The organism is Arsenophonus nasoniae, assembly GCF_004768525.1.
Classification (GTDB): domain Bacteria; phylum Pseudomonadota; class Gammaproteobacteria; order Enterobacterales; family Enterobacteriaceae; genus Arsenophonus; species Arsenophonus nasoniae.
This window is the reverse complement of the sequence record NZ_CP038613.1, coordinates 3025641-3040748: the sequence shown is the minus strand read 5'-3', so window position 1 is coordinate 3040748 and position 15108 is coordinate 3025641. Positions and strand designations below refer to the sequence as shown.

At 37.7% G+C, this 15108-nt stretch carries 22 protein-coding genes; 5 read left to right on the top strand and 17 right to left on the bottom strand.

The genetic code is table 11. The features are described 5' to 3' along the window. Window positions 1-239: 239 nt before the first annotated feature. The 5 genes from ArsFIN_RS15360 to ArsFIN_RS15340 form a co-directional block, all read right to left on the bottom strand. A complete protein-coding gene (locus ArsFIN_RS15360) occupies window positions 240-944 on the bottom strand; it encodes a replication protein P (protein WP_026822815.1) in 705 nt (234 codons plus the stop codon). Continuing rightward, window positions 923-1927: a replication protein gene (locus ArsFIN_RS15355; RefSeq protein ID WP_051297006.1), complete on the bottom strand. Its 1005-nt coding sequence runs from the start codon at window positions 1925-1927 to the stop codon at window positions 923-925. The genes ArsFIN_RS15360 and ArsFIN_RS15355 overlap by 22 nt, the downstream gene beginning before the upstream one ends. 54 nt (window positions 1928-1981) lie before the next feature. Next, window positions 1982-2233, bottom strand: a complete 252-nt coding sequence (locus ArsFIN_RS15350) for a hypothetical protein (RefSeq protein WP_135677949.1) — start codon at window positions 2231-2233, stop codon at window positions 1982-1984. Continuing rightward, window positions 2211-2405: a hypothetical protein gene (locus ArsFIN_RS15345; protein ID WP_026822814.1), complete on the bottom strand. Its 195-nt coding sequence runs from the start codon at window positions 2403-2405 to the stop codon at window positions 2211-2213. The genes ArsFIN_RS15350 and ArsFIN_RS15345 overlap by 23 nt, the downstream gene beginning before the upstream one ends. 298 nt (window positions 2406-2703) lie before the next feature. Next, a complete protein-coding gene (locus ArsFIN_RS15340; RefSeq protein ID WP_026822813.1) occupies window positions 2704-3507 on the bottom strand; it encodes a KilA-N domain-containing protein in 804 nt (267 codons plus the stop codon). Between the two features lie 109 nt (window positions 3508-3616). On the opposite strand from ArsFIN_RS15340, the gene ArsFIN_RS15335 reads away from it, so the two are divergent. Continuing rightward, window positions 3617-4018, top strand: a complete 402-nt coding sequence (locus ArsFIN_RS15335; protein ID WP_026822812.1) for a CCDC90 family protein — start codon at window positions 3617-3619, stop codon at window positions 4016-4018. A gap of 18 nt (window positions 4019-4036) precedes the next feature. Here ArsFIN_RS15335 and ArsFIN_RS15330 read toward each other — a convergent pair whose 3' ends face one another. The 6 genes from ArsFIN_RS15330 to ArsFIN_RS15305 form a co-directional block, all read right to left on the bottom strand. Then, entirely contained in the window at window positions 4037-4615 is a 579-nt protein-coding gene (locus ArsFIN_RS15330) for a DUF669 domain-containing protein (protein WP_407061989.1), read from the bottom strand. A gap of 46 nt (window positions 4616-4661) precedes the next feature. Beyond that, window positions 4662-4853, bottom strand: a complete 192-nt coding sequence (locus ArsFIN_RS15325; protein WP_026822810.1) for a hypothetical protein — start codon at window positions 4851-4853, stop codon at window positions 4662-4664. After that, window positions 4850-5464 carry a YqaJ viral recombinase family protein gene (locus tag ArsFIN_RS15320; RefSeq protein ID WP_026822809.1) on the bottom strand — a complete coding sequence of 205 codons (615 nt, stop codon included), beginning with the start codon at window positions 5462-5464 and terminating at the stop codon, window positions 4850-4852. Before ArsFIN_RS15320 ends, ArsFIN_RS15325 begins: the two co-directional genes overlap by 4 nt. Further along, the gene (locus ArsFIN_RS15315; RefSeq protein WP_026822808.1) at window positions 5451-5957 is read right to left on the bottom strand and encodes a hypothetical protein; all 507 of its coding nucleotides are present in this window, start codon (window positions 5955-5957) and stop codon (window positions 5451-5453) included. Before ArsFIN_RS15315 ends, ArsFIN_RS15320 begins: the two co-directional genes overlap by 14 nt. Further along, window positions 5957-6250, bottom strand: coding sequence for a hypothetical protein (locus ArsFIN_RS15310; RefSeq protein ID WP_026822807.1), 294 nt, complete (start codon window positions 6248-6250; stop codon window positions 5957-5959). Before ArsFIN_RS15310 ends, ArsFIN_RS15315 begins: the two co-directional genes overlap by 1 nt. Window positions 6251-6839: 589 nt before the next feature. Then, window positions 6840-7109 carry a Cox family DNA-binding protein gene (locus tag ArsFIN_RS15305; protein WP_026822806.1) on the bottom strand — a complete coding sequence of 90 codons (270 nt, stop codon included), beginning with the start codon at window positions 7107-7109 and terminating at the stop codon, window positions 6840-6842. Between the two features lie 161 nt (window positions 7110-7270). Between ArsFIN_RS15305 and ArsFIN_RS15300 the strand changes: the two genes are divergently transcribed. Beyond that, window positions 7271-7885 carry a helix-turn-helix domain-containing protein gene (locus tag ArsFIN_RS15300; protein ID WP_051297005.1) on the top strand — a complete coding sequence of 205 codons (615 nt, stop codon included), beginning with the start codon at window positions 7271-7273 and terminating at the stop codon, window positions 7883-7885. Window positions 7886-7928: 43 nt separating this feature from the next. Here the strand turns inward: ArsFIN_RS15300 and ArsFIN_RS15295 are convergent, their stop codons facing one another. The 3 genes from ArsFIN_RS15295 to ArsFIN_RS15285 all read right to left on the bottom strand — a co-directional run bounded on the left by ArsFIN_RS15295 (window position 7929) and on the right by ArsFIN_RS15285 (window position 10606). Further along, the gene (locus tag ArsFIN_RS15295) at window positions 7929-8840 is read right to left on the bottom strand and encodes an Rpn family recombination-promoting nuclease/putative transposase (RefSeq protein ID WP_026822805.1); all 912 of its coding nucleotides are present in this window, start codon (window positions 8838-8840) and stop codon (window positions 7929-7931) included. A 113-nt stretch (window positions 8841-8953) separates the two neighbouring features. Next, window positions 8954-10132 (bottom strand): tyrosine-type recombinase/integrase, encoded by a 1179-nt coding sequence (locus ArsFIN_RS15290; protein ID WP_246067251.1) that lies wholly within the window; start codon window positions 10130-10132, stop codon window positions 8954-8956. Between the two features lie 312 nt (window positions 10133-10444). Beyond that, window positions 10445-10606: a hypothetical protein gene (locus ArsFIN_RS15285; protein WP_026822803.1), complete on the bottom strand. Its 162-nt coding sequence runs from the start codon at window positions 10604-10606 to the stop codon at window positions 10445-10447. A 716-nt stretch (window positions 10607-11322) separates the two neighbouring features. Between ArsFIN_RS15285 and ArsFIN_RS15280 the strand changes: the two genes are divergently transcribed. Continuing rightward, entirely contained in the window at window positions 11323-11529 is a 207-nt protein-coding gene (locus tag ArsFIN_RS15280) for a hypothetical protein (RefSeq protein ID WP_135677947.1), read from the top strand. A 147-nt stretch (window positions 11530-11676) separates the two neighbouring features. On the opposite strand, the gene ArsFIN_RS15275 is transcribed toward ArsFIN_RS15280, so the two are convergent. Further along, window positions 11677-11931 (bottom strand): hypothetical protein, encoded by a 255-nt coding sequence (locus ArsFIN_RS15275; RefSeq protein ID WP_026822801.1) that lies wholly within the window; start codon window positions 11929-11931, stop codon window positions 11677-11679. A 327-nt stretch (window positions 11932-12258) separates the two neighbouring features. Continuing rightward, window positions 12259-12477, bottom strand: coding sequence for a hypothetical protein (locus ArsFIN_RS15270; RefSeq protein WP_034249605.1), 219 nt, complete (start codon window positions 12475-12477; stop codon window positions 12259-12261). 238 nt (window positions 12478-12715) lie between these two features. Between ArsFIN_RS15270 and ArsFIN_RS15265 the strand changes: the two genes are divergently transcribed. After that, window positions 12716-12964, top strand: a complete 249-nt coding sequence (locus tag ArsFIN_RS15265; RefSeq protein WP_026822800.1) for a hypothetical protein — start codon at window positions 12716-12718, stop codon at window positions 12962-12964. Window positions 12965-13604: 640 nt separating this feature from the next. Continuing rightward, window positions 13605-14021, top strand: coding sequence for a hypothetical protein (locus ArsFIN_RS15260; RefSeq protein ID WP_026822799.1), 417 nt, complete (start codon window positions 13605-13607; stop codon window positions 14019-14021). Between the two features lie 711 nt (window positions 14022-14732). Here the strand turns inward: ArsFIN_RS15260 and ArsFIN_RS15255 are convergent. After that, complete coding sequence (locus tag ArsFIN_RS15255; protein ID WP_026822798.1) at window positions 14733-14936, bottom strand: hypothetical protein; 204 nt, start codon at window positions 14934-14936, stop codon at window positions 14733-14735. Window positions 14937-15108 lie beyond the last annotated feature (172 nt).

Sequence of the window (15108 nt, the reverse complement as noted above, 5' to 3'; positions counted from 1 at the left end):
TAGCCCTTCTGGGTGTATTGCTTAACCAGCCTGTTGGCTTGTTTTGTACTCATGGCTTCATGTCGAAACCAGCTTTTTTTGAGCATATTATTTTACTATTCTTGAAAATTTAACAAATCCCACCCTTACGCCACTATGAGCGCTTTTATCGATTAGGTGGTAGTTTAAGGTATTGTAGAGAGTGAAAACGCCGCTACGGGCGTTTTATCGTGGTTAAAATTGATTTCTGATACTATCCATCAAACCGATTTTTGCAATTGTTGAGAATGACTTTTTCCAAAACCGAACTTTGCCTTGATGGCGCTGATTTTTTCCAGCGCTACAGATTGGCTCGTTGGATTCATGCAAGTCTTTTGCGGTAATGACAATTGTGGCTTGGGTATCACATAGCCGGTACGCAATTTTTTGGTTAAGCCATCAATCAACAGCCTTGCTCTGTCTTCAACCTGCCTTGCGTTTAATGATTCAGCAATCATCGCCCGATAGAGTTCATGAACCAGCCAATAATTGGCATTCGAGCCATAGTCAAATTCATGAATATCATCGTGCCCTCGTTGGCGGCAGTAGGCTTGTAATTTTTCGCTCAGTTGTTGAGGCGTGGGTAGTCCGTATTCCTCGGCCAAACCTTGCTGACACCAGTCGATAAATTGCCCGACAGACGGTAAAAACGGCGATTTTTGTTGTCTGGCAATCCGCAACCCCGCGTTGATGTGACGGTCAGAATTGATTTTGTTTTCAGCGAATGCAGTGATCCATTGTTGCTTGAATATTTCGATTTCTGCTGATGTTTTTAGCACTGAAATACTGGCCGGAAAAATCACTTTAAGACGCTCAAAAAATCGATTAAACAGTTTGATGAACTGTGGATTAATCGGATTTTCAGTCGGTTGAGCAAACGACGGTTGACGACGAATTTGAGCGGTTAGTGTTGAAACGCATTGCATAAAACACCCTCCAGTCCATTAGCCCAACTCGTATCGTTCCAGGCAGCCTCAAGCTCATCACGACGACGGGTTGAAGATTTTTTATTTTCCAACCAGGCAACGTTAAAACCTTGCCAGTTTCGCAACATGCATTCAGCCAGTATGTTATCGGTGGAATATCCTAGCGCGTTGGCTTCGTTGACAGCGGTTGCTAGTCGATTCAGGGCGGTTTGGGTGAGGTGAGCCTTTTTGTTTTTTCGATGCTGGAGATAATCCGCCCAAACGGATTCGCTGGGTAGTTGCTCAAACTTCGACAAATCCAGTTCAGATTTTTTCGTTAAGGGGACTATAGGGGATATATATTTATTTATTATTTTATTTTCTTTTGTAGTTTGTCTTTTGTGTTTACCTGATTCGGGTAAACTCTTTCTTACCTGATTCGGGTAAATTACCGGATTCGGGTAAGTATTTTTCTTACCTAATTCGGGTAAACTTTTTTTACCTGATTGAGGTAAATTTACCTCATTTGGGTAAGGTTCTATGTTGTTACCTGATTCAGGTAAGTGACTGTCCCCGAATTGGGATGATTTCATCTGACGTGTGTTGTCGTCTTTTTTGTTATCAAATTCGGGCAAGACCTCATTATCTGCGTTGGTTTTACCTTGCCACTCCTGTATACATTGATTGATTCCGACAAACCGTCCTGATGAGATAAGAATTTTTCTTTTAAGTAATGCACTTTTAGCGGCGGAGCATTTATGTGGCAATAGTCCAGTCAATTCCGATAATTGCCAATTACTCACCCAATCTATTTTTTTGTTGTACCCATAAGTTTTTCTAAGAACAGCCATCACTATTAAAAGTTGATGCTGTGTTAAACCTGCTGTTAATATTGCTTCAAGGATATTATTTGAAATTCGGGTGTAGCCTTCTTCTAATTCAAACACATTAATTTTATTTTCTTCTTTCTGAGCTTCAAAATCAGCATAAGTAACGTTAGTCATAACGACAATCCTTTAATTATTTTAAGAAAAATAGATAGTTAGATAAGTTGTCGTTCAACTGTACTTATCGATTTCTTGCAAAATACAATCCATATCCGCGCAGAGATAGTCGAGTATTTCAGGAAGCCAGGGATTCGGTTTGCTGTAACATTCACCCGCATCAAAGTACTTGTAAATGTTAGCGGCGACTTCTCTTGCTCTAATTAATCTGCTATGACTTTCGTAAGTGATTTCTAGCTTTATTTTTTCCTGTTGGGCAGGGGAGATATCAACAATTCTCATATTAATTTCCCTCCATACTTGCATGCACAGGTTTACGACCAGCCCAGATAAGGCGGCTGTCTTTGAACAAGCTGATGAAGATACGGCGATCTTGGCGTGTAAACGACACTTTGCCGTAAGGGGTAGTTGAGTATTCTGGGATAATCCAGTAGGTATCAATAAATTCAGGGTGAGTTTGGGTTGGGGTAGTAACCATCTCGGTTGCCTCTTGTTGGAAGTTATTTCAAACCTCACCAACCCGATCTCAAACGGGGTGGCGAGACGTAACGGAGTTGAGATACCGGCCAACAAGAACCCCGGCGAGACTTGCGTCTCCCCCGCTACGTCCCACCATAATTTAGGGGCGCAACGTTGGTGTAACGAACGCAAAAAAACCGCTTTTAGCGGCTAATGTCCGCTTGTTGAATCGGGATCTCAAACCCGGCACCCGTTTTGTTAAGGTGCTGAGTACAATATAACTCATGCTTTGCTCTTTCGTCAATGCGTACATGGGTTTATGCTGCAATTCCTCCGTTCATCATGACGCCTAAGAGCCGCGGAAACAGGCTGTCATAGAAGTGTGGCTGTGTCTGGCGCGGATTATTCGGGTCAGTTAGATTCTTACCGAACTGCAAACCTTTCTCAGTGAGTGACCAGAACAGCTTCTCTTTATCAGGATGCTTGCTACTGGGCCGCGATTTACGTTCAGCAAGTCCGAGCAGTTGCAGTCGCCGATAACCAGATTGGGCCGTATAGGGTTTCCCATGTAGTAGTAAAAGCTCAGTGAGTGAATGTGTGACTTCACTTGATCCTGTTACATTGCTCTCTGGTGCATCTACGGCGTAGGCTGGTAGAATATCTGGCATGCCGAGGGAAGATTGCAGCTTTTTCATTGCGCCCAACATGGCCGAAGGTGCTATACGTAGCTCCTGCTTGTAAAAGGCCAGCATTGCCAAGCCAGCCTGAACTTTTTCGACTAATACGCCGTTACTGGATTTCACCGAATTACGAAATTGCTCATATACTTGAACCTCGAACTCTGGTTCAATCCATGCAGCATAGCGAATCGCAACAAGTTCATCTGCCCAAGTTCCTGATTCTGAACCACCTTTAATGACATTAACCGAAGCTCTTTTTTGAGCATTGCTTAAAGATTGTACAAATGAAGCGATTCCATCGCCTCGTAAAAAATTTGATGGCCGTTGCGATTCTGTCGCTTTACCTTGCGCAACTGCCGCACGATGTAAATCATTCAGGCTGTAACGTCCGAAAGCATCCTGACGGACGACGGTATTTTCGATTACAATTAATTTGTTCATATTGATTTCTTCATCTACTAGATGTTGTCAAAATGCTTAGAGGGCTAGCAAAATTTTGCAGATTGGCATTAAAAAAGGTTACACTTGACCTAAAAGGAGAAATTTCACGATGGGCCAAGTTGCATTTGACACACAAGAATTCGTCGAAAAGCTAGAAAATTCCGGCTTAAACAGGGAGCAAGCCAAGGCGATAACCCTTGTCGTGCGTCAATCGCATGAAGTCTCTGACTTTGCTACTAAGTCAGACATAAAAGATGTTCAACATGAAATAGCTAATGTTAGACATGAGATTGCCAATGTCCGTAAGGACATGGAGCATCGCTTTGAAAAAGTTGAGACTCAGATTGCCGATGTTCGTAAGGATATGGAGCATCGTTTTGAGAAAGTAGAATTACAAATACTAGATGTCCGTAAGGACATTAGCATGGTTAGCAAGGATCTGCTTTTTAAACTTGGTGGGCTTATCGTTACATTATTTGGTATTGGTATAGCAATCATGAAATTTCTTTAGATTTCATACTATTAAATTTTATCCACTAAAAAAAACATCATCACCTGGATATTCTGATTGATATTGTTGATGGTAGGTTACTGGGGCGTTCTTGCGTTCGTCTTTATCCTGTAGAGTAGAAATCTTTTTATCGATTGTTTGAGCAGGGAGTCCTTTTAATTTCTCTTCTAATGTCTGACGAGTTTGCGCCACGAAAGGCAAGAAAATATCGAAACTGTAAGTATCTTGTCCGTTTGTTTTTGTCTTTAGTGTTTTTTGCAAGACAAGACCAATACGCTTATTAGTAAGCTCTGGAGCTATATGGGTATGGGCATTAATCATTTTCGTCGTTAATTGTCCTACGTCAGCACAGCCCATAATGGCGTGGATCATGTTAATACCATATTGATTTGGCGAGCCGTCTTTTTTCTTACAGTAGACGTTGAGGTAGTTTGCTTTTTTGCCATCATCCGCCTCAACCGAAAATTCAATCGATTCAGCGCCGCTGCTGCTGGTGACATATTTTGCTTCCTGAATCGTAACAACATAAGCGCCCGATTCCGTAATAAATCCGCTTTTACCCGCAGCCAACGCTGATTCTGCATTGTAAGTGAACATAATGTTATTCATCATGGGTTGCTCCCCTCAGTGGAATTGATGATGCTCAATCTTCACCAGAACCTCTTTTTGGCTGTTCTGCTTCCAGTGCAATAAAGCTATTTCTAATAGCATGGGTGAGATACTTCGCCCTGTTACTGGCAATATCGCCTCTTGAATCTATTTCTTTTTTCAATGTATACACTAAAACTTCACGTGCAGCTTCTTGTGACTGTTCACTTAATTCTTCAAATTTCATTTTAGAATCCCTGTTATCTCATCAATAAAATTAAGAAAATCTTTCCGCCTCTTGCGAAGTTGATTGATTTCTTCTTGATAGTTTCTCCTCTCCAAACGGCAAACAATCAGCTGTTTGTCTTCTGGAAAGTCGCTGCAATAACTAATAAAATCCACCCAATCCCTTCCTGTGCAATCAAGGTGGCCTATAAGCTGCCATTTGTAGGCTGGGTCAAAAGATTCACGTTGCAAAGTGGCATAATGCACGGGTGCGGTAACGGACTTAATTTCAATAACACCATCATTTCCAACTAATCCGTCTGGACTATCGCCATAATCACCGCAATCAAAAAATCCGCCATTGGTTACATCAACAAAATTTGTTTCTTCGTATAACCTTCTGGCGATTGGCTCCTGTTCATGTCCGCGTAACATGTGCTCATTAGTGAAACTAAATTCTGATTTTTTCCCTGTAATAATTTCTAGAGCAATTTGTAACGCATATCGCTTGGCCGGTTCGCCAAAAGCTTTTCCCTTGTTGGCCATAAAACAGTTAAATTGCGATGCTGTCACCTTTCCTAAACGAAGCGCATCCCACACTTCCGTATTTTGCTGCACATCATGCCATTGCATTAGCGCACTCCTTCCTGAGGCGTTCCTGGTCTTCCTGAGACATCTCAACATGTGCTAATACTTTATCGAGTGACCCATTATTGATGTAGCTTTGTTTGGCCTTTTCCCACATTTCAACCTGAGTAGGTGTTAATGTTTTTTTCTGAGTAATGGCAGGATAAATTCTTAATCCATCGACATACTCCTGTCGATTTTTTACCCGTTCAACGCAAATCATGACTTTTACATTTTGCCAATCTTCAAGAAATGGCGAACCGGTTATTTGTTTCACCATTTTGCTATTGGTCGCATTGAGAATCATCGGCTTAACTGTCTCACCGGGTCTAATTTCCTTTTCTTTAAAATAAGCAGTGTTAAAAACATCTTTTGTTCTTCTGGTCTTATCCGCTTCAAATAAAACTTCAGAGATAGTTAACACTGTCGGCTCAACGATATCAGCGCTGCTCAAATAAGGTGAATCGAACGCCTTTCTATAATGCGTTTTTTCAGTCATTAAGCGGGTACCTCGTAATAGGAATCTTGAAACTTCTTCGCATAAAGAATTTTGGCGAGTTGTTGACCTAGGTCATAGAGTGCATTATTGAAACCAGGGGTAGTTTGGATTGCGAGAAGAGACTCATCATAATTATCTTCGTAAATAAAGATTTGCTTTGATAAGACGTGAGCAAGATACCCGTCACTTAACGATTCATAAATGCGTTCGCCTTCTTTATCGCAGGCCTCGAGTTGCTCTTGTGTGAAGTTTTTGATTATTCGTAAAATTTTGTTCTCGGTTGCCAGATCCATTACGTCTCCTTCTGCGAGGATAACGGTTCTTCACCGTATAAAGATAAGTTTTTGTTAGACAGCGATTGTTGACACTATCTGTGGGATGTCTGTCTAATTGATTTTTAAATGCAACAAGCAGGTTCACAACGTCATTTTCTTGTGTATGATGTTCGCCCCATACACGATTAATGATTTCTTCGGTTGAGCGTGTTTTTATTAGATGTAATCGGAATAAACGGATTTCATCTTCCTTTTTACACTTTTCTATATAATTTGTTTTTCGCAGAAAATTTCTTTTAACCCTTGAATTCATGATAAAAATCCTTCAACAAGAAGATTTATGCTAAGCACAAACGGTGCTTACTACAAATCCACCTATTGGTTATTTGGTGTTTGTGTACGCTAGCGTCAGCGTACCCCGGCTGGAAAGTCCCTACGAAAGTAGGCTCAACTCCGCTTCGCATAAATAACCTACGAAGCTATCAGCAAATTACAGGCGCAATTTCCCTGCCATCCGTTTCACAGACTTTTTTTGCTGATACCAAAATGTTAAGGAACTTTCACAGCCGGAAAACTTGCTGTAGAGGGCCACAGCCCTTTCGTACAATTACTTCTTAAACCACTTAATCCAAGCGTCTCGTTCTTCTGCGGGACGGTTAAAGTAGGCTTCTCGGACTATGCGGTTGAATTCAGGGAGATATATCCACCGTTCACTTCTGGCGTTGGGTTTGGTTGGATCTTTCAAGAAAATGACAGGTAACTTTTGGTCTTCAGCCATATCCTTGACCGCACTAGGAGTTTTACCGATCAGATCAGCAAATTTTTTTATGTTCACTGCGTCTATCGGATATCTGATCTCGTAGTCGTCGTTGCTCACTTCGCCCCCTGATTAATCCTTTCCAACCGCTTCGTACCGCTTCTAACCGCTTAAAAACCCAATTTCTGGTATTCTTAAGTTGGGTGCATTAGCCGCAATACGCGTGCTTTTGTTTTATACATAAGTCACCTTATGGTGACTAATTTAAGGATAGTCGTATCATGGTGACTAAGTCAAGTGATTACTCAAAAAAACTACTAGCTCTGAGAAAATTAGAAGGTTTAACCCAAATGCGGTTTTCAGCTATTACAGGAATATCTTTAGGTACGCTGAAAAATTATGAAACTGGTCAAAAACCAGCTAGAGCAGAGGTAATGGAAAAAGTATTAAAAACAGAAATGTTTAAAAAGTATACTATGTGGTTGTTGCACGATGAAGATACAGATGCAAGTAATCAAATCACACCAATATTAGTAAATTGCGAATCCGATCTGCTAAAAGCATCCCCAAAAACAAGAAAAAAAAAGTATGCTTTGAATAATGTAAAAGAAGACGATAATACACTTGTCATTAATAGCATTGTAAAAAACATGACTGATGAGGAACGTCTAGAATTGGCAAAACTTCTTTCTAAAGAAGGCTTTAGATTATTACTAAAATTATTAGATCCAGACAATCAGTCACTTTTGAATTTGCCAGATAAGAAAAAGCGGGCAGCTCTGCGACTAGAATCTATGGACGATGAACAGTTCAGAGAGATTTTATCCAAAATTGAGGGAAATACAGACTTACCTCAAGAAGAAATGAATGTATTTACAAAAAAAACAGTTGGTTAACATACCCCCATCTTCAGCTAGTTATCTGAAGGTGGGGACTATATCAAACTAGTAGTATATTTAATTCATCATCTGTTAGGCCAGTAGATATTTTGATAATTTGCCGATCAACACCATTAGCAAATAATTGTTTGGCTAGTTGACGAATGGCATCCTGTCGGCCTAGCTGGTAGCCTTCATGCTTACCTTTTTCGCGGCCTTTAGCTTCAAGCTGTTCTGCAATCGTCATAAAATCCTCCCGATAAGTCGGTGCTTTTTCTGCAAGGGTGCGTATGAATCCCTCGCCGTCAATCGTATTTCCTGCTTTAGCTATATAATATAATAAACTCTTGCATTGTTCTTTGGAATACTGCCATTTTTCTATTAGAGTAGCTAATTCTACGGCAAGTTCCAACATATCGCGCGTTCTGATGTGCTTTTGTACCAATTGCAGGAGTGCTACTCGGCGGTGCGTCAGGATCTCCTCATCCGGTATCGTGGTAATATCAACCAGCGGGAATGCTTGTTGGTACACCGTAGCTGCCAGTTCTGGATCGGCAAAACAATCTAGGAAGTGCGTGCTATAAGGATAAGGTGACGTAGCACCGTGATAGAACAATACGGGGATCACTACCGGTAAGGTATCGTTGCCTTGTTCAAGATGCCGCTGCATGGCTGCCACACTGTACCGTAGAAGCCTGAATGCCATTAGCTTTTCAGGGCGGCTCTGGTGCTCGACTACTGTGTAGATATAACCTTTCCCCGCATTCGTCTGCACAGAGTAGAGCATATCTGAACACTGGGTGCGCAAGTCGTCTTCGATAAAGCTGCCTGATTCCATTGCAAGAGTACTGAAATCGCAGCGCTCGCGTAGATGGGGTGGCAAATGCACTTCAAGAAAGTCCCGAGCTACAGCGATATCGCCAAGGAACTTTTTGAACACGGCGTCATGTTGGGATAGTGAAGATTTTGTCATGGGCGTAGTATACCGAGCTAAGTTAATAAATACCAATCGAAGTAATAAGCCCAACATGTAACGACTCAAAAAATTATGTCACTTCTGTTGGAAGGGTAACAAAAATTGATAAATTACAAGCTAAGTAACTTTTTCTCCCATAGCTCAATGATCTCACTTTTTTCTTTTAGATAGTCATATCGATCATAGTGTCGAGCAGATACTCCAGGCATTTTATGATTCTGCAATCTATCACGCATTTCAGCTCTGATCCCCATTTCACCCGCTAAGGTCTTAAATGTTCTGCGTATATCTCTGGGCGTAAATTTAGTGAACTTTTCTCGCACACAAAATTTTCTTAATTGTTTGGCGTATTCACTCGGTAGTAAATGTCCTTCTTGGGTATCAGAAGGAAATAAGAAAGTATTATTCGGATAACGTTGTTCCATCTCCGTCAAAATCTTAACGGCAGTAGGGCACAGAGGCACTACATGATAATCCCCAGTTTTTGATATATGAGGTGGAATTGTTAGCGTGTTATTATTTTTATCCCAATTATCATGCGTATTTGTCATTAGCTCCCAAGGTCGCTGCCCACCAGTAAAAATACAAAGCATTAACAGTTGAGCATAATCAGGGTTTAATGAGCATACTTCAGTGGGTACATTTATAGTTTCTAACAATATACGTAATTCTTTCCAAGATAGAAAGCGATCTAACGCTTTATCTGCACCGCGTTGAGAGGGTACTACTGTTACGGGATTACTTGTTATTCCGTACAGTATTTTTCCTCCCAGCTTAGCCGGATCGTTATCAGAAAATAACCCAAAATTAAAAACGGCATGTAGATTAGCGCGAACCTTATTTGCGCCAGCCAAAGCGCCTCTTTCAATAAATTCAGATAATACTTTTTTAATATGTTCGGGTGTAATGTCACGAGCAGGTGTATCACCGTTGATATGTTGACTGCCGAGTACTTGTTTTAGCCGATTATTGGTTTTCTCATAAGAACGTTTTCCCCGTAGTCGTTGATCTGTGATATAGTTTTTAAACAACATTTTTAAGCTGGCATAAGGGCTTATGATTGGTTGCCCCTGTTGTAGCTTTTGAGCTTCTTCTTTGCATCGTGAGCTCGCATCAGACAAGCATAAAGCTGGATAGTCACCTAAAGTAATGAAAGAGGCTTTACCGTTAATGAAATATCGGTATATGAATGTTTTACGTCCCGATGGGTACACTTTTACACCAAGGCGGCCAGTGCCTCTAGAGGATGAGGCTTGCCAAGCATAGTAAGCCGATTGTTTGGGTTTCAAGCCTCGAATTTTAGTATCTGTGAGTAGTGAGCTAGCCATGATTTTGAGGTCAAGTTACGGGTCAAGTTATGATGCAATGATATGCAACCCGATGAAACATTGCAATGCAATAAAACCATTTAAAAACAACTTGATGCTTGTATTTGAAACAGAATGAAACAGGGTGAAAAAGCGTGGTCGTGGCCTTCTAAGCCGTAGGTCACAGGTTCGAATCCTGTAGGGCGTGCCAGTTATTTCAATGAGTTACATTAAAAATAAATAAATTGATGATTAACACAGGTCAAGTTACTAGCTTAGTTTTTCACTTCTAACCTATTTATCGCCTATATTTTCTGGCCAACCGAGAAATGTTCCATTTTTTGTTTTTTCTGGCTTTGGAAACTCATTTCTTATTGCATACATACGCCATAGTGTCGTTTTGCTTTTACCTGTTAATTTTACCATTTCATTACGTTTGATGTAGCTAATAGACATACCTCATCCCATATAATTTTCTTACGTTAAACAGATAATTTTTGTTTAATTAAATATTAGCTGTTCTTATAAGGCATAGAAAAATAGCGTTTTATGTTTAACAACTGTTGAGGCTTTAGTTCAATGGTTTTTCAGGGTAACAAGAAAAGGACAATCGGTTTTTTAAATCTGGCCTAAATCAATACTGACAATCGTTAGATCTTTTTTTATTTTAACCACACATAAGGTCACTAACACAAAATTTCCTTTGTTGTCCATTTAGCATAAGTAATGCAAGTATTAAGGGCCCTATCTGTAATAAAAAAGCGGTTAAGTGGAACAGATAATTTTACATTTTTTGTTTCAATATCTCTTGGCTCAAGTGTTTTATCATGGAAAGCTATATATTAAATTTCCTTTCCGTCGGCCATGTATCATGATATAAGCTATTCCATCCAAGCTTATGCGCAATTTTTTTACTAATTCTTCTTTATTATTGGAAGATATTTTCTTTTACTATGAATTTATAATTGCACCAAGCAAAAAGTCAGACATTTGTATGTTTTCTGAAGTTTTTGAATCATTTGTCACAACTGAATAAATAATATTTTTTCTGCCCACTTTCTGATATAAAACGTTATTAACAATAGCATAAATCGTCATACTAGCCTCAGTATTACTCAGGTTTTTATATAACCATTATGCCCAATTTAAGTATCAATATAATCGGCTGGTGGATGAATTCGATAAGCGACAGAACTCAAGAACAGTTATTAAAAGAACTAAAATTACTGCATCAATTAACTACTATATGGACACAGCGACTGACTCATGCAAAAGCTGAAATTACTAAGTTTGCTAACGATTTTTATAATGTTACTAAGCGGTGGTATGTCAAAGTGGTGTGTAAAGTCCGACAATATTACCGCCACCAACTTAGATGATGCAAAACCCACCCAATTGGCGCCTGACGCTGAGCGAAATTATCTCCATCTCAGACGTCAGCTCGAAACCATAGAGGTGCAGTATTTGGGGTTAAAAGAAAGGCTGGGCGAGATTTATAAGCATAAAATTAATCTGAAAAATGCATGCTATCGTTTTTCATCGGTAGACGTTTTTCTTACAAGGGGTGGACTACATACCTCAAATTCTTTTCCCTCGTAGGATATGTTACGACAAATTTCTTGCAATTCGCAGTTTTCTTTTTCCCATTGCTTTCTCGCATTTTCCTCTTCAGCAGTTCTTGCAATTAAAATATTCAGTGAAGTGCATTTGAATTGAGCGATAGTAAGTGAGCTAAATCCTAAAAGTGATGTAATAGTCAATACTTTGAATAGTGATTTCATAATTGTTTCTCCGGAAGTAAATAATAATCTTTATTAGTATTTACACTTATTCTTAACAATTCAATAACATTTATGTAAATGCAACAAAATATCACCAATAGAATTTTTTTAATTTTTTATATAAGTTTTTACACTAATTAGACTTAATCATTATCAATAGATATTAATGTGGTTGATGTAAGGCTACCCAATTGGCTGGCGCCTGACGCTGAGCGAAATTATCTCCGTCTCAGACGCCAGCTCGAAACCTTAGAGACATAGTTTCTAGGGTTTCGAGAAAGGATAAAAGAAATTTATAGATCGAAAAACGAATTTGAAAAAGTAAATTTATCCATGTGTATTGGATATATTTATTTCATTTGAAGTTTGCGGTGTAGATTCGTTTGATGGTGGCAGACAGTTTTCTTTTTGCCATCTAATGGATTTAGCCGTGTCTGTCATGAAAGTATTTATGGTACATTGCCAAGGTATATTGGTATTAGCAATAGAAAATGAGCTAAACGCTAAAAACGATGTAACAATAGCTGTTTTAAGTAATGATTTCATAATTTATTCTCCAAATATATATAAGAATGATTAATAATAGACAATAAATTTAATATTTAAATAACATAACAATAAATTAAAATTTTGATTTTAAATCAATGTATTAGCGCAATTTTGCCGGACGCAAGAGCCATCCAATAGGCGTTGTGGAAGACTTTTTTTATCGATAGCAGTAATGGCTTCAAGTAAAACCATCAGATATTACTGCAAATCAAAAACATCATAATACGGTAAAATGATGGCTCACTGCCTTAAGGTCGCTAAGAAGTGGGCGGTATGGTATCTGGTAAAAAATAAATCAATTATCATCTTGCAAAACAATGTTATAGCGTTGGCCTTTAGTGTCAAATGTATAACAATGGCGTTTACTATCTTCTTTGTTGACAACGATATTCTGACAAACCTATATCGGTGTAGGTGTAGCCATAGCATGGCAAATACTGACAAAGCCAAACGCTGGGAAAGATACAATCAATATTTTGAGTAATTTGTTCATCGTTTATTTTTCATGGATAAGTGAAAAGTATTAATTATAATACTTTGCATAATTAACATTTAAGAAACATTCGTGTAAGTAAATAAAAATTCCATAAAATTACAATTAATAGAATTTTATATAAATGTGTAGCAAAAATACCGCTAATTTATTAATACAATTAGCAGAAAAAGTATAATCTGAGAATAAATCTCATGCTAGGCCGAAACCTCCGCTCCTGCCATAAAAGCGGCTAGGCAAAGACAGACAACGACCGAACGCAGTAGCTATTTTGAAGTAAATCGAAATTAAAGATGGGAAAGCTATTACTATGGCAGGCACGATGGGAAAATTGGGTCGTCGCCCAAAACTGGTAGCCAAAAAAAGCTGGCAGGCAATTCAGGTAAACATGGGTTAAAAAAATGATGCGTCGGTTTTTACTCTCGCAAAAGATGTAGATTTGCTTGATTGGTTTATTAAAAACAAGATGGTACTTGCATAATTGCTGCAACAGCTAAGCCAATAAAAACCAATTTTGGTTGAACACTTGAGAGAATATAGATAGGGTAATACTGTATAAATAAAACAATTTATTTGTTTTAAATTATAAAGAATATAATTTTAACATCAGAGAGTTAGTAGAGATTTAATCATGAGTTTATCTATTGGAAAAAATTTTTTTATAAGAGAAAAGATCAGTATTGGAGATATTAAAGAAATACAAAAAAATAATTCACCTATTCAATTAACTTTATGGGAAAAAATAAAAGATTTCTTTTTTTCTACGGGAAAAGAAAAAGCATATTCTTGTATAGCAAAATTAAATAACGCTCTAACAGAATTAAATTCTATTGAAGCAAAAAAACATTTTTTGACATTAAAAGATTTAGCCTCTGAAGAGTATAAAAACCATTTTCTAGAATATTGCTACCATGATAATTATGGCGAAAAAATTAAAGTTTTTGAATTAAAAGATAATAGATGGGAAACTATAATAAAATTTGATTATTCTAGTGATGAAAATTTTTTTTCATATCGTATTTTAGATGTAAAAATAACTAACCTATAAATTCGCCAAATGATTACTGGCTAAAAGTAAAAATTATTTAACCCTGTCGCTAAATTAGATTGATTATAGCGACAGCGTTTCCTTAGCCGTTTTTAATAATAAAAAATACGCTTTAGTTAAAGAATGTTTACAGTGGTTTTGGCGTGATCAATTTAAGCATTAAAAACTAAAATAAAACATAGCAAAAAGATTTAATAAAGATTAAATAAGTAATTTTATCGAAGCTGACTAATTACTTTTTACTGGATTAGTATAAAGACTGATAGCTTCCAATCCTGTCGGACATACCAGTTAATTGAGGGATTGTATTAAAAAATAAATAAATTGTTTATTAACGCCGCCAGTCAATTGTCTGGCTATGTTTTTCACTTTTAACCCATTGATAGTATAAGGTTTTTGTCACCAACTAAAAAATGTTTTATTCGGTTGCTTGTCAAAGCCATACGTGCAAAGACTAACCGTTAGATGATACAAGATTCAATCGATTTTTGCCTGGTGCTAAACGAAATTATTTTCGTCTTAGAACTCAATTCGAAATTTTAAAGGTACAGTTGTTAGGGGGAATAAGTTTATCAGCAAAAAAATAATTATCTATTTGTTTTAAAAAGATTGGTAAATAGAGTGGTATTTGCTAAGCGGTGATTTTAAGGTTACCTATTCTATTATGAAGAAGTAACCTTAATATATGCTTTATAAAAAACAGCAATAATTTTACATTCTTGGCGCTACAGATATAAGTTGATCATTTTCGTCTACAGAATAGTCGGTTATAAGCGATTCTGATGGGATGCCGCCTGTGAATTCTGCTTTTCCAAAATCAGTTTTATTATCAGATGAATTTCCATCTTGAGCGAACGAATAAGAACTCAACCCTAAAATAAATGCCGCCGTAAATATTTTAAATAATCTATTCATAATTTATTCCTTAACTATTAATGAAAATCATTATCAATATTAACCTTGATGATAAACTATTCAATAGCATTAATGTAAATGCAATAAAATATTATAAATAGAATATTTTTGTTTTTTTATATAAGTTTTCACACAGTGAGTGTGAAATATTATCTACTAGATATCAAACAAA